Raw genomic sequence first — 15,408 nt, 5'->3', positions numbered from 1 at the left:
TAATTTTATTTAATTACTTTCTAATAATCTATTTAATTGAAAAGAATTAGTTTGATCATTAAATTTAAAACTATAACCACAATAAAATCCTTTTGTTGTCTCTTCTCCATTTTTGTCTACTATACTATATACTTCGTATGTACTTATACGTCCATATTTTCCATCTCCACAAAATTTCCAAGCACTAATATCACAACTTTTATTAGTTATTTTTAGTCCTTTACTTTGTGCATTTTTAACATATTCTTTTACCTCTTTTGAAATTTCACTATCTGGATATAAAAACTTTTCTACCGCATCAAGATTATTTGTGTTAGCTGCATCAGATCGGCTAGACACATAGTTTCTAACAAGATCCTTCACTGCACCTTCATTTGTACTTTGCACCCCATCATAGCTGCGGAAATCTAAAAAGAACTTTTCTGGTTTATCTTCATCTTTTTTATCATTTGAACTATCGTAATCATAGCCTACTGTTCTTACTTCACTTTTGTATTTTTTTCCGTCTTTTTCCATAGTTAAATATATTTTTGTATTTTCAGCAATAGGTCCTATCGTAGCCATATCTTTTACCTTCTTGCCAGTATCTTTGTTATCTACAAATATTTCTGCATCTTCCTCTTCACTTGTAACTTCAAAATTCTGCATTTTTCCTGCTAATTTTATAGTTTTAGTATAAAGTGTAGTATCAATAGAATATACTTTATTTATACTACCATATTTGCCCTTGTAAACTGTTTTTAATTTGTATAGTCCTGGCATAAATGGCCCATATTTTTTTGTAAAATTATTACTTGTAATAGTTCCCACTTTTTTGTTATTTACATATATATCTGATCCCTTTAATTTACTATTAATTGTTATATATGATGGATTAACTAATATTTTATAATCTGTGAAAAACAAACTTTTTTTCTCAGTTGTTAAATTTATAATATTATATTTTTGAAGGTCAGCCTTTGAATCCTCCGATAATCTAGAAGCTTGATAATCTAAATTTTTATATAAATTGTCTCTATCTGAAGCTGTTTTTAGATGTTTAATAAGAATGTCTACATTTTCATCATCTATCTTAAGATCTTTATTTGATGCTACTAAGAGTTCTTTAACTTTTACTTTATCATTTTGATCCACAGCAGCTTCAAAATCTGCCACTACCTTTTTAGGGTTAGTTTGTCCTTTTCCAACATAAATAAATATACCTACTAAAACTATGATTGCTGCACAAGCTATCGCTGCGATTTTTCCTTTTCCTCCAAGAACACCCTTTGACATTGTTCCTGAATTCATCCCCCTATTTTGTGACAAACTATTTTGAATTTTAGTACCACATTTTGTGCATACATTTTGTCCCTCTTCTAATTTGTTTCCACATTTAATACAAAATTTCATTATTACCTTCCTTCCAATAAATAACATATTATTTAATCTAAAATATTGTAATTACGTTAATAAAAAATCATTTCACCTCCAATATATCATTTTTCGTCTTTTTTTTCATAGCGTTTTATATTTTACTATATTTTTTTAGTTTAGTAAAATAAATTAGTTCATCAAAAGGTATTTTATGTATTATATTAGGTTTTTTGTTGAGTGTTTTTAAACAACTTAATTTATAATCTTTATTTTTAATTTAATTTTTCTTCAAAATTCATTAGATAAATCAAGCTTAGTATTTAAAATATCAGTTTTATTTATATAATTTTATAAATCACTTTATTTCTTTTATTAAAACTTCTATAATCAATATATAGACTGTTAGTATTTTACTCATTATATATAAATGTGAAAATACTAGTACATTCTGCCTAAAAAAAGATCGTAAGGTCGACTTAATTTACAAAAATGTTTTTTAATAACCACGTTAATATTTTACTCATTAAATATATTTAGGGGGGAATAGTCATGGAAAAAAACAAAATTTACTTAGTTTTAAAAAGATCTGCTGTGCTTATATCAATAACCCTTATAATTTTAGGTATTATTTACATAGCAAAAACAAATCTTTTATTTTCGCATACTAAAATCTCAAAAGCTACAAATGCAAAAGCACCAATTTCTAATAGATTAAAGAATTCAAAAATTCAAAAAATAGCTTATCTAACTTTTGAAGATGGTCCATCGCCTGATGTAACACCACACATACTAGATATATTAAAAACCTATGATGCAAAAGCAACTTTTTTCGTCACTGGAAAAAACTCAATAATAAATAAATTAACACTTGTGAAAGAAGCCCAATCTGGAAATACTATAGCCATAAAAAGCTTTGATAATAATACAAAAAAAATATATTCTTCTCCAAGTTCATATATAAATGATATTAATGAATGTACAGACATTTTAAATGCCATAATAGGTAATGGGAAATTCAATTCAAAATTAGTAAGATTCCCTGGTGGTTCTACTATGGTAGATAAAAATTTCACAAAATTCATAAAAAAGGGAGGATATAATTTTATAGATTGGAATGTAGATTCAAAAGATGCTATTAAAACAAAGCACAAATTGCCTACTGATATTGTAAATACAGTTAAAGCTTCTTGTAAAAACAATAATAGCTTAATAATACTACTACATGATACATCTTCAAATGAAGCTACCTCACAGGCTCTACCTGAAATAATACAATTTCTAAAATCACAAAATTATGCCTTAAAAGCCTTACAATAGTTTTTTTAGCAATTGTACTTCATGTATTTATTTTATGTGGTATAATTGCTTTGTAATAAATTTTAGGAGTGATATATAGTGCAAAAAACAAAAATGATTTTTACAATAGGGCCCTCTAGTGATACAGAGGAGAAATTAACAGAATTAATGAATGTGGGAATGAATGCTGCAAGGTTAAATTTTTCACATGGTACTCATGAAGATCACAAAGAAAAAATAGACATTATCAAAAAACTTAGAAAAGAATTAAATAAGAATGTTGCAATTGTAGTTGATGTTAAAGGACCTAAAATTAGAACTCACAATTTTGAAAATGGAACAGCTGAAATTAAAAAGGGTCAAACCTTTACAATAGTGTGTGGAGAAGAAATTTTAGGTAACTCCGAAAAATGTTCAGTTTCTTATACACAGCTTTATAAAGATGTAAAAAAAGGAGGACTTCTTCTTGTTGATGATGGTCTTCTCGAGTTTCAGATAACTGATGTTTGCGATAAAAACATAATATGTATAGCAAAAAATAATGGTGTTATCTCAAATCATAAGGGTGTAAATGCCCCAGGTATTTCCATAGGACTTCCTGCTGTAACTGAAAAAGACATAGAAGATTTAAAATTCGCATGTGAACAAAAGGCCGACTTAGTTGCTGCTTCTTTTATAAGAAAAGCAGAAGACGTATCTGTAGTTAGAAAAGTTCTTGAAGAAAATGGTGGAGAAGATATAAGAATAATCTCCAAAATTGAAACTCAAGAAGGTGTTGATAACATCGATAAAATCATCGAATTATCTGATGGAATTATGGTAGCCAGAGGTGATATGGGCGTTGAAATTCCAATAGAGGATGTTCCTGCTATTCAAAAGATGATAATAAAAAAATGTAACGATTCCGGAAAAATAGTAATAACTGCAACTCAAATGCTCGATTCAATGATAAGAAATCCAAGACCTACAAGAGCTGAAGCATCAGACGTAGCAAACGCAATCTACGATGGAACAGATGCTATAATGTTAAGTGGTGAAAGTGCAAGCGGTTTATATCCTATTGAAGCTGCTGAGACTATGTCAAAAATAGCTCAAAAAACAGAATCTCAAATTGATTACACAAAAGCTCTTAATGAAAGAAAAGATGAAGTTATAACAAAAATTTCAGATGCTATAAGTCTTGCTGCATGCTCAACTGCTGCTGAACTTAAAGCTGCTGCTATAATTACAGCTACTCAAAGCGGTATAACTGCAAGAATGGTATCAAAATTCAGACCAACTTGTCCTATAATAGCTGTTACTCCTCATGATGATGTTGCAAGAAGACTTGCTTTAAATTTCGGTATAACACCTATTACATCTGAAAAAGTAGTTTCAACAGATGAGCTTATATCTGTTTCAATAAAAAGAGCATTAAATGAAAATTTAATTAAAAAAGGTGACTTAGTTGTTGTAGTTGCTGGTGTTCCTGTTGGAGAATCCGGAACTACAAATATGTTAAAAATTCAATACACATAAAATTAATTAATATAATAGCAGATATTAGAATTTATTCTTTTATCTGCTACTCTAATTTTTCTAAAATTTTTCTAACCTTTTCACGCCTACCATTTACATTTTTATTTCCTTTAAGCTTTTCATTCAATAAAAAATTGTTATAATTCAAAAGTCCTAGTTTTATTATCCAAATTTCATCATCATTACACAATAAAATATTTTTTTTCAAAACACTCACCTCTATGAATAATTATCTCCACTATTTCATTTTTTAAACTTATGCTAAATCTGTATTGAAAATTAGTCATTGTTTTTGTATAATGAGATGTAAATACATTTTGTAAATGTGTATTTATAGATACCATAGTAAAGCTTACTTTAATTGGTAAGCTATTCTTTATTGGTTTTCTATATATAATTATATATTAGGGAGGCATTATTGTGGAAAAAACCATAAACGGATTTTTGTTCAAAGGTAAAAGTGATTCCATAAGTGTATATAAAGATGGAAGTTTATTAACATCCAAAATTATAGACGGTATACTATTTCAAGAAAATTTTGATAAAATTACAAAGAAGCTAGCTGAAGAACTTGAGGTATCCTTAGCTAAAGCACCTGAAGTAATTGAAGACGACATTGAAAGCGAAGAGGAAATTTAATATATAGTTATTATTATACTATATATTAAAATGTAAAAATCATCTTAAGTATATATAATGAATTGTCATTGTATACATCTTAAGATGATTTTTGAGCATGTGAAGAAAAGTCTGTAAATAAAAATAATAAGGCTTTCTATGGTAAAATAAAATCATAGGAGGCCTTTTATTATGGCAAGAAAAAAAGATATTTATAAGGTAAAACCAATGAATGAAGGAAAAAGAAATATTATATCAGCTCTTATAGACGAGTATGATATTCAGTCAGCTGAGGATATTCAGGAAGCTTTAAAAGATCTATTAGGTGGAACTATTCAATCTATGCTTGAAGGTGAAATGGACGAGCATTTAGGCTATGAACCATATGAACGAGCCGAAACTACAAACTCAAGAAATGGGAAAAAACAAAAAAGAATTCGAAGCAAATATGGTGAGATGAATATAGATGTACCACAGGATAGAGAAAGTTCTTTTGAACCTAAAATAGTACAAAAACACCAGAAAGATATTTCTGGTATAGAAGAAAAAATTATTTCTATGTATGCTAAAGGATTAAGTACCAGACAAATTTCAGAACAAATTGAAGATATATATGGGTTTGAAGTTAGTGAAGGAATGGTTTCAAATATAACCAATAAACTTCTTCCTGAAATAGAAGCATGGCAACATAGACCTTTATCTACAGTATATCCAATTGTTTTCATTGATGCAGTTCATTTTTCCGTAAGGGAAAATAACGTTATACGTAAGCTTGCAGCTTACATTATTCTTGGTATAAATAATGAAGGCAGAAAAGAAGTACTTTCTATAAATATTGGAGAAAATGAAAGCAGTAAATATTGGCTTAGTGCTCTCAATGAATTAAAAAATAGAGGTGTTCAAGATATCCTTATCCTTTGTGCAGATGGTCTTACAGGGATAAAGGAATCTATATCAGTAGCTTTTCCAAATACTGAATATCAACGTTGTATAGTTCATCAAGTAAGAAATACATTAAAGTATGTTTCTGATAAAGATAAAAAAGAATTTGCAAAAGATTTAAAAACTATATATCATGCACCTTCTGAGGAAATTGCATATAAGCAATTAGAAGAAATCACTGGAAAATGGGAAAAACATTATCCTAACTCAATGAAAAGCTGGAAATCAAATTGGGATGCTATTAGCCCTATTTTTAAGTTCTCTGCTGATGTAAGAAAAGTTATTTATACTACAAATGCAATCGAAAGTCTCAACAGCACATATCGTAGATTAAATAGACAAAGAACTGTATTTCCAAGCGATACATCACTTTTAAAAGCTTTATACCTTGCTACTTTTGAAGCTACAAAAAAATGGCGTTTGCCACTAAGAAATTGGGGTAAAGTGTACGGTGAATTATCCATTATGTATGAAGGACGACTTACTGAATAAAAAGCTTAATATGCCAAAAACGCCTGTTTTTAAAGGCGTTCTTGACATACATATTTTTAGAATGTATATTTAAAACAAGATAGAAAGTCACTTTTGACAATCTTGTCTTTTAAAACTTACCATAGAAAGTTATTTTACAGAAAGAATTTTACACTCTCTGATTTTTTATATCTATTTTATTCTTTCTTCTAACAAACTATATAAAGATTCATCATAGTAATCCTTTAACATATCTTTATAATAAAAAGTTCCACCCATAATCCTTTTTATAATGTCTTTTTTACTATATCCTTCTTTATAAAGTTTAAAATTTCTAGTCATAATTTTGGCTTGTCTTTGATTAATTTGAAGAAGTTTTATAAGATCTTTTATCTTATAGTACTCATTAGTTAAAATACTACAAAGCTGCTTTTGCATTTGAAGCTTATAATATAAGTCAACTTTCCTGTTCTTATGAGGTCCATTAATTCCCCTATGGTGCTCATCACATAAATAAACATAATTAAGAGGAAAATCGAGTCCACCCTGACTCTTATATACTATATGGTGTCTTTCACCATCTTTTCCGCATACAACACATTTTTCTCCCCTCAATAAATCACCGCTTCCTAAATAATATTATAGTAACTTACACTTATATTTTACACCAAATATAGAATAAGAAAAAGTATTCAAAACAAAATTTTGAATACTTTTTTCACAATATTTATAATTATCAGGTATTAAACTGCTCTTTTCCCCTTCTCTGTAAGTCGCCACAAATCAATTTTTGCATTACTTTTACAGCAACTTTTCTTTTTAGATGAACAACTACCGCAATCACAATCTGATGTCATAACATCCTTTTCTATATATTTAAGCTGTTGAAGTTGAAGTATCATCTGCTCTATTACCGCTTCTTCAACTCCAAGTTCTCTTGCCATAGCTTTATTTGAATAAATTCCTCCATCTTTTAATCTTTTAAGAATTTTCATAAGCATATATATACCTTCTTTCTTGTTGATACTAAAATTCATTCTCACTAATTTATTACATGTATCCTAGTAATCTTCCTACTTGATAAAATACTGTTGCCAATACCCATCCAATTACGCACGTATATATAATAACCGCTATTGTCCACTTATTAGAATTTGTTTCACTTTTTACTGCTCCTATTGTAGCAACACATGGAACATATAAAAGTGTCATTATCATAAATGATATAGCTGATAGTGGTGTAAAGGTATTGTGTATTGCATTAAAAAGATGAGCTCCTTCACTAACTCCATATATTGTTCCAAGAGTTCCTACAACAGCTTCTTTTGCTGCAAATCCTGTTATAAGTGCTACTCCAGCTTGCCATGTTCCAAAACCTGCTGGTTTAAATATTGGTGCAATAAAATTACCTATTATTCCAAGATAAGAATCTTTGCTTCCATAATCCACTCCAGCTGGTAAATCTGCAAGTAACCATACAACTACACACACTCCTAAAATAACAGTTCCTGCCTTCTTTAAAAAGTGACCTGACTTTTCCCACATATGAATTAAAATTCCTTTAAGCGTTGGTAACCTATATGGTGGGAGTTCCATAACAAAATAAGAAGCTTCTCCTTCAAATACCCTTGAACTGAAAAATTTCCCAACTACTATAGCTACAAATATACCAAGTGCATACAATAAAAATATTATAATTCCACCTAAATTAAATATAAGAAACTTTTGCTTTGCGAAAAATGCTCCTACAAAAACTCCATATACAGTTAACCTTGCTGTACACGATATAAATGGCGATATTAAGATAGCAATCATTCTATCCTTTTTACTTTCAAGCGTTCTAGCTGACATTATACCTGCAACATTACAACCACTTCCAATTATCAATGAAACAGCAGTCTTTCCATGAAGACCTACAGCACTCATAAGCCTATCCATAACATAAGCTGCTCTTGCCATATATCCACTATCCTCAAGAAGAGATATTAAAAAGAACATTATTAATATCATAGGAAAAAATCCCAAAACACTACCCACTCCAGCAAACATACCATCTCTTACAAAAGCACCAACAATTTTAGGCGCACCAATACCGTCTAAAGTAAAAGCTATATTTGTTCCAAGCTGTCCTATAGAATCATTTATTAAATCTGAAAGAGTTCCATTACCAAAATTAATAGACACTTGATATACTGTAAACATTATAAGTGCAAATATTGGTATACCTAAAAACTTATTTGTAACAACCTTATCAATTTTATCTGAAGTACTCTCTTTTTGAACTTCGCTTCTCTTAACACTATCCTTAGTAAAATTACTTATACACTCATACCTTTTATCTATTATAAATGCATCTGGTTCATAGCCAATAACCTTAGTTAAATTCTCTATAGCTCCAAGAACCTTATCCTTTAAACTATTATTCGTCTTTTTATCAGTATATTCTCTTATGTAATCATCATTTTCTAAAAGCTTTAATGCCACCCATTTCTTAGGATAGTCTAATTCTGCACTAATCTCTGAAAACGCATCTTCAATATTTTCTATTTCTCTCTGAATATCCTTACCATAATCTATTTTGTAGGTTTTATTATCATTATGCTCGTGTAACTCTATTGCTGCTTTAACAAGTTCATTTATTCCTTGCTTTTTGGTAGCAACTGTCCCTATTACTTGTATGCCCATTGCTTCTTTAAGCTTACTAATATTGATTTTTATATTTTTATTTTCTGCTTCATCCATCATATTTAAAGCTAAAACTACCTTTGCACCTGTTTCTAAAATTTGAGTTGTAAGATACAAGTTTCTTTCAAGATTACAAGCATCAACCACATTTATAACTACATCTGGCTTTTCTTTTAATATGAAATCACGAGCAACCACTTCGTCTTCAGAATAAGCACCCAAGCTATAGGTTCCTGGTAAATCTACTATAGTTATTTCTCTTCCCTCAAATTTAAGCTTTCCCTCTTTTTTCTCTATTGTAACACCAGGCCAATTACCAACATGCTGTTTTGAGCCTGTAAGCTCATTAAATAAACTTGTTTTACCGCAATTTGGATTACCTGCTAAAGCTACTACTAAATTTTTATTCATCATCAAACCTCCTAATGCTGTACTATGTGCTAAACCTCTGTAACCATAACCCTTTGAGCCATTCCCCTATTTAAAGCTAATCTAGTTTCTCCAACCTTTACAACTATGTGCGCCGCATCATTTTTAACAATACTTATAACAGCTCCACTATTAAACCCCATCTCCATAAGTTTTTTACACATAACCTCATTTCCTTTAACATCACTAACCCTTGCAACTCTACCTGTTAAAATAAAATTTAAAGGCATACTACTTTTAACCATTTAAACCACTCCTTAAACATTTTATATTAACTCAACCATTATATCCCTTGCTTCACTTTTTCTTAAACTTAAACTATATCCTCTAAGCCTTAAAGCTATTGGATCACCCATTGGTGCTTTTCCTTCAATATATATTTCCGTGCCCCTAACTATTCCCATATCCATTATTTTTCTTCTAACCTTACTTTCTTTAGCAATTCCTAAAACTTTAACTTTTGATTTTATTTCAACTTCATCAAGTTTTACTTCTTTTATCACAATATCGCCTCCTGAATACTAATGATTATCAATTCAATTTGATAATCATTATCACTGTATTTATTTTATTACTCTTTATTTGAAATGTCAATAGCAAATTCATTTTAAACTATTTTTTAATTAGAATACATATATATGCCTGTATCTTTTCCAAAAAATATGTTATATTGTAGTAAAGTTGAATTATCAAACAAAGGATGACTTATTTATGACATTTTTAATAACATTTATCTCACTAATATTCATATTCATTTTACTAATATTAGATTTAACTAAAAAAATACCTTTACTACATAAAAGCATCATGAGTGTATATTTTATCTTTGCTCCACACTTTGTTATGCTTTATTATCTATTTATTAATCGCAGCCATATTGGAAAAAATAATGCTGTATGCAAATGGATTATTTTAATTGAACTTTCCATTTTCCTTTTTTATACTTGGACAAAGATAAACCTATTTCCAAATATAAAACGTGAAAATGCAAGCTTCAGATTAAAAATAATGCTTGGTGGAAGAAGACTTGTTTTATTCGGATTATACAGTATTTTTGTGCAAATATTAATGTACATTGTATATTTCTCAAATCTCAAGTACTTAAAAATTCCTACTCATATTTTTATAATAGATATTATACTTACAATACTTGTTATACTCACAGTACTTATAAATGGAATGTTACGTATCTTATGTACTTCAAAAAGATTAAATATAATAAAAAGAATTATAGTTGCTTTTGCCTCTTTCATTCCAATTGTAAATATTTTTGTAATTCTATATGCCTCTCATACAGCTAAAATTGAATATGACCATGATTTATATAAGGTCATTACCAATAAACAGCGCATAGATTCTCATGTATGCAAAACAAAATATCCTCTTGTTTTGGTTCATGGCGTAGGCTTTAGGGATTTAAAATATATTAATTACTGGGGTAGGATACCTAAAGAATTAATACGAAATGGAGCAACTATTTATTATGGAAATCAGGAAGCTTGGGGAACTGTTGAATATAATGCCCATGATATAAAAGATAAAGTTCTTCAAATTATAAAAGAAACTGGATGTGAAAAGGTGAATATTATAGCACATTCAAAAGGTGGACTAGATTCACGTTATATGATTAGCAAACTAGGTATGAGTAAGTATGTAGCTTCTCTTACAATGATGTCCTCACCTCATAGAGGCTGCAAATTCGTTGATGTTGCTTGTAAAATTCCTGACAAAATATATAAAGCTGTTGCTAAACTCTTTAATAAATACTATAGAATTTTAGGAGATAAAAATCCCGATTTCTACACTGCTAGTAGACAGTTTTCTACTTATAATAGTAAAAAATTTAATGAGGAAGTACTTGATGTCCCTAATGTTTATTACCAAAGCTATGCAACTGTTGTAAAAAATGTTTTTAGCGATTATGTGGTATGTATTCCCTATATTCTTTCTAAAATAACTGCTGGAGAAAATGATGGACTAGTATCTATTGATTCTGCAAAATGGGGCAATTTTAAAGGTGTTATTAGAAATAATAGAAGACGGGGAATTTCTCATGGAGATATTATCGACTTAAGAAGAGAAGACTATAAAGGCTTTGATGTACTTGAGAAATATGTAGAAATCGTGTCTGATTTAAAAAATAGAGGTTTTTAACAAAAAAAGTGTCCATAGCAGCTTGCTATGGACACTTTTTCTATAGTAAATTTAAGAAATCACTTATGAATTTATCAGCTTCACTAAACTCTTTTTTATCAGGTACAAATTTAAATTTAAGTCCATTCTCTAAAGTTTTGAATTTTAAAGATTTTAATCTGTCCATCATCATAGGAACACCTTCTCCGCTCCATCCATAGGAACCAAATGCAGCTGCTGCTTTTCCTCTATTTGTTATAGGGCATATAGAGGAAAGAACATCCCATGCTGGTCTTACAGCATCTTGATTTATAGTTGGAGAACCTACTAAAACTCCATCTGCCTCGGATATAAGTTCAACTATATCATCCATATTCATTTCTGTTATTTCATGAACCTCTGCTTTAATTCCTTTATCTTTTATATTGTCACATAAATACTTTGCCATTTTACCTGTATTTCCATATGCAGTAATGTAAAATATTTGAACATTTTTTTCTTTTGCTGCTTTTGGCTTTGCCCAATCAGTATATAATTTTATGCTGTTTTTAATATCCTTTATATGAACTGGTCCGTGACTTGGAGCTATCATTTTAAGCTCTAATCCTTTAATCTTATCCAATCCCATGTTTACAAACTTTCCAAAAGGTGACATTATAACATCATAATAATATCTCATTTCTGGAAGATAATCTTCTCCACCCTCATCTTTTATGCTGCCATCCGGGCAGTAATGACATCCAAAAACATCACAAGTAAATAATACATTATTTTCTTCGTTATAAGTAAACATTGTATCTGGCCAATGAAGATTTGGAGCAGATATAAACTTCAATGTATTTTTTCCAAGACTAAGTTCCTTCATTTCAATAGCATCTAAGTTATTAAAATCATCATTTACTATTTCCTTTAAATACATATTTGCTGCTTTTGAAGCTACAACCTTTGCTTCTGGATATTCCTTTATAAGCCTATACATAGAACCACTATGATCAAGTTCTGTATGCTGCACTATTATATAATCTACTTTTTTATCACCAATCACACTCTTAATATTATTTATAAATTCATCATAAAAACCATCTTTTACAGTATCTATTATTGCAACCTTATCATCATTAATTAAATATGAATTATAGGTAGATCCCTTTTTCGTATTCATTATTATATCGAAAACTTCTAAATCCTTATCCTTTACCCCTACCCAATATACATTATCACAAAGCTTCTCAGCACTCATTTTAACTCCTCCTTAATACTATAGAAATTTCAAAGTAAATCTGCTATTTGATTTACTATCTAAAATTATATAAAACTTTGTTTCTATTGTTTTAAACACACTCACCTTGATTCCGTTATAATTTCCATTGAAAAATTTAACATAATAAAACTTTAGAAACCTTATATATACATTATAACACATAAACTTAATTATTCAATAGGAATTATTAATTAATAATAATTATTTATTAAATAAGCTTTGATTTTTTTCCTTTGTAAAATATATATTCATAATGAAGTGCCCTTGTAAGAGACACATACAATATTTTTTTATCAAGTTCTGAATTCTTATAATTATCTTCACTACAATTATAAATTATACTACAATCAAATTCTAATCCCTTGGTTATATATGAAGGTATTACTATTCTAGTAGTTTCAAAGCTCTTATCATTTTCTTTAATTACTTTCCATTTATGCTTACTATACTTTCTTAAAGCATCATTAATTTTTTTACATTCATCATATGTCTTACCTATAATGGCTATATTCTTTTTATTTAATTTTTCAAGTTTATCTACAATTTCATCTGACTTTTCTACAAATGCTTTATTAGTATCAAATTCTATAACCTCTGGTTTAACTCCATGCCTTAACACCGGTTTTGCTGGATCTAAATTTATATTTTGTTTTTTCAAAACTTTATTGGCAAATTCTATTATTTCTACTGTTGAACGATAGCTTTGGCTAAGTGCAACATAGTTAAAATTATCATTAAATACATTTTTATTTATTGATGCCCAATCATTTATTCCTTTATAATAATAAATTCCTTGACCTAAATCACCAACTATTGTAAAAGAATTACTACTGCATAGATTTTTTAATGCTGCAAATTGAAATATGCTGTAATCTTGTGCTTCATCCACTATTATATGCTTAAAATTAAATTTATTATTTCCCTCTATATTAAACTTAACATAGAGCATTGCTGCTAAATCATCGCTATCAATTATTTTCTTTTTTCTGTTTTCATTAAATTCTAATTTAACATACTTAAAAAGCCTTTGTGATATTTTTCCTTTAATAATATTGTTATATACTTCTTGACTATTAAAAAAGTTATCTAAAATTACTGCTGTATCAGTATGTTTCCAGTTTTCAAAATATTCATCCATTGCTATAGATGCATTTTTCTTTATGTTATTTTTTTTATTATCTCTATCATCGTAAAGTTCTATTAATTTTTTTCTTCTCTCTACACTGTCTTCCATATTTCTTTTGACTCTTGCAATACTGTATTCATATGTAAATGAAATTTTATCACAAATGCTCATTATTTTATCTTTTATTTTAAGGTTAAAATACCTTTTTATTTCATCTTTTCTTTCGTCTATAGGCAAATGTGCCATGTCTTCTCTAAAAAGCCTTTCAATTTCCTTCTTTTCAAACAAAACATATCCATCAATTTTTATGTCTTCTACTACAGCATCCTTTTCTTCTATTGTTTTAAGATATTCATCTATCATATCTTTAAATACAAGAGAACCTTTAAAGTTACTTCCTTCTATAACAAATTTTTTATCATCTTCATTTTTATCTTCAAATATGTATGCAAGTTTTTTATCCTTTGTATATACCCTTGATTTTATTCCTAAAACTTTCAGTGCTATGTCTTCAAAGGTTTCTTGAACTACAGTATTTGCTCCAAGACTAGGAAGCACATCTGATATATAATCCAAAAAAAGCTTATTAGGCGCCACAACTAGAACGTCCTTTCCACTTAAGGACTTATTATACTTATATATAAGATATGCAAGTCTATGAAGAGCTACCGTGGTTTTTCCAGAACCTGCAGACCCTTGAACTACAAGTGCAGAATTCTTTTCACTTCTTATTATATCGTTTTGTTCCTTTTGTATTGTAGCAACTACATCCTTTAACTTACTACTTACATTCTTCTCAAGATTTATTTTCAAAAATTCATCAACTAGATTGTTCTCTTCTCCGCCTTGAGCTTTTAAAATTATTTCATTTATTGCATCATCAAAAGCATCCTTTAAAGTTTCGCCATCTAGTAAAAACTTCCTCTTGAGATAAAGTTCACCGTCTACGTATCCTGAAGAAATTTTGTAAGAAGTTTTGCCTGCTGTACCACTATAATATAAATCTGCAATAGGTGCTCTCCAGTCTATTATTTTCTCTTCTCCGTTTTTGCTATCACCTAAACCAAACTTTCCTATATAATAGCTCTCAATTTCAGTTCTTTTTCTTTCTCTAAAATCAATTCTTGCAAAATATGGATTTAATTTTGCTTCACTATATTTTTCAAGATTTTTGTGGGTTATATCGTAAAGTTTTTCAGTTATTTCAAGTTCTTCACTATACTTACCTTTTGATTGTTTTTTTAGATTTCCTATTTTATTTTGAAATTCAACATTATCCTTTTGTATTTCAGATATCTGATTTTCTATCCACTCTTCAGTATCCTTTAATTTATCTTTTTCATATTCAAATTCTTTTTTTTCTATTGCCAACACTTATACCCCCTAATTTTAGGCATAAAAACTACATTCATAGTTAAATATATAGTTAATATATGAATAAGTCAACATTTGTATTGATTTTTGTATTGATAAATCCGGAACAAAGTTGTAATATTATATTTAATGTATATACACCTGTATACACTAAAACATTTTACTGCATACAGTTAATGATAAAAAAGGAGTGTACTTA

At 28.8% G+C, this 15,408-nt stretch carries 14 protein-coding genes; 5 read left to right on the top strand and 9 right to left on the bottom strand.

The features are described 5' to 3' along the window. Window positions 1-9: 9 nt before the first annotated feature. A complete protein-coding gene (locus CLFE_RS08275) occupies window positions 10-1,392 on the bottom strand; it encodes a zinc ribbon domain-containing protein (protein ID WP_077895532.1) in 1,383 nt (460 codons plus the stop codon). A 513-nt stretch (window positions 1,393-1,905) separates the two neighbouring features. Between CLFE_RS08275 and CLFE_RS08270 the strand changes: the two genes are divergently transcribed. Together CLFE_RS08270 and pyk are read left to right on the top strand one after the other, a co-directional pair. Next, a complete protein-coding gene (locus CLFE_RS08270; protein WP_077895531.1) occupies window positions 1,906-2,673 on the top strand; it encodes a polysaccharide deacetylase family protein in 768 nt (255 codons plus the stop codon). Window positions 2,674-2,751: 78 nt separating this feature from the next. Continuing rightward, window positions 2,752-4,170, top strand: a complete 1,419-nt coding sequence (gene pyk / locus CLFE_RS08265; RefSeq protein ID WP_077835798.1) for a pyruvate kinase — start codon at window positions 2,752-2,754, stop codon at window positions 4,168-4,170. Between the two features lie 46 nt (window positions 4,171-4,216). Here pyk and CLFE_RS08260 read toward each other — a convergent pair whose 3' ends face one another. Then, a complete protein-coding gene (locus CLFE_RS08260; RefSeq protein ID WP_169851036.1) occupies window positions 4,217-4,378 on the bottom strand; it encodes a hypothetical protein in 162 nt (53 codons plus the stop codon). A 212-nt stretch (window positions 4,379-4,590) separates the two neighbouring features. Here CLFE_RS08260 and CLFE_RS08255 point away from each other — a divergent pair, with 212 nt between their 5' ends. Both CLFE_RS08255 and CLFE_RS08250 read left to right on the top strand, forming a co-directional pair. Next, entirely contained in the window at window positions 4,591-4,809 is a 219-nt protein-coding gene (locus tag CLFE_RS08255; protein WP_077895530.1) for a hypothetical protein, read from the top strand. Window positions 4,810-5,016: 207 nt separating this feature from the next. Continuing rightward, window positions 5,017-6,222: an IS256 family transposase gene (locus CLFE_RS08250; RefSeq protein WP_169851002.1), complete on the top strand. Its 1,206-nt coding sequence runs from the start codon at window positions 5,017-5,019 to the stop codon at window positions 6,220-6,222. A gap of 171 nt (window positions 6,223-6,393) precedes the next feature. Here CLFE_RS08250 and CLFE_RS08245 read toward each other — a convergent pair whose 3' ends face one another. From CLFE_RS08245 to CLFE_RS08225, 5 genes are all read right to left on the bottom strand, one after another. After that, window positions 6,394-6,816 (bottom strand): HNH endonuclease, encoded by a 423-nt coding sequence (locus CLFE_RS08245; RefSeq protein ID WP_077835800.1) that lies wholly within the window; start codon window positions 6,814-6,816, stop codon window positions 6,394-6,396. 128 nt (window positions 6,817-6,944) lie between these two features. Further along, window positions 6,945-7,202, bottom strand: coding sequence for a transcriptional regulator (locus CLFE_RS08240; protein ID WP_077835801.1), 258 nt, complete (start codon window positions 7,200-7,202; stop codon window positions 6,945-6,947). Between the two features lie 49 nt (window positions 7,203-7,251). Continuing rightward, on the bottom strand, window positions 7,252-9,300 hold the full coding sequence (gene feoB / locus CLFE_RS08235; protein ID WP_077895537.1) for a ferrous iron transport protein B: 2,049 nt from the start codon (window positions 9,298-9,300) through the stop codon (window positions 7,252-7,254). A gap of 26 nt (window positions 9,301-9,326) precedes the next feature. Further along, complete coding sequence (locus CLFE_RS08230; protein ID WP_077835803.1) at window positions 9,327-9,560, bottom strand: FeoA family protein; 234 nt, start codon at window positions 9,558-9,560, stop codon at window positions 9,327-9,329. 21 nt (window positions 9,561-9,581) lie between these two features. After that, window positions 9,582-9,818 carry a FeoA family protein gene (locus CLFE_RS08225; RefSeq protein ID WP_077835437.1) on the bottom strand — a complete coding sequence of 79 codons (237 nt, stop codon included), beginning with the start codon at window positions 9,816-9,818 and terminating at the stop codon, window positions 9,582-9,584. Window positions 9,819-10,026: 208 nt separating this feature from the next. Between CLFE_RS08225 and CLFE_RS08220 the strand changes: the two genes are divergently transcribed. Next, window positions 10,027-11,469 carry a lipase family alpha/beta hydrolase gene (locus CLFE_RS08220; protein ID WP_077895538.1) on the top strand — a complete coding sequence of 481 codons (1,443 nt, stop codon included), beginning with the start codon at window positions 10,027-10,029 and terminating at the stop codon, window positions 11,467-11,469. A gap of 40 nt (window positions 11,470-11,509) precedes the next feature. Here the strand turns inward: CLFE_RS08220 and CLFE_RS08215 are convergent, their stop codons facing one another. Beyond that, window positions 11,510-12,688, bottom strand: a complete 1,179-nt coding sequence (locus tag CLFE_RS08215) for an FprA family A-type flavoprotein (RefSeq protein WP_077835435.1) — start codon at window positions 12,686-12,688, stop codon at window positions 11,510-11,512. 229 nt (window positions 12,689-12,917) lie between these two features. Continuing rightward, window positions 12,918-15,206 carry an RNA polymerase recycling motor HelD gene (helD, locus tag CLFE_RS08210; RefSeq protein ID WP_077895539.1) on the bottom strand — a complete coding sequence of 763 codons (2,289 nt, stop codon included), beginning with the start codon at window positions 15,204-15,206 and terminating at the stop codon, window positions 12,918-12,920. Between the last annotated feature and the right edge of the window lie 202 nt (window positions 15,207-15,408).

This window comes from Clostridium felsineum DSM 794 (assembly GCF_002006355.2).
Classification (GTDB): Bacteria; Bacillota; Clostridia; order Clostridiales; family Clostridiaceae; genus Clostridium_S; species Clostridium_S felsineum.
Note: the sequence above shows the minus strand (reverse complement) of the source record. Positions and strands in the feature narration are given on the sequence as shown.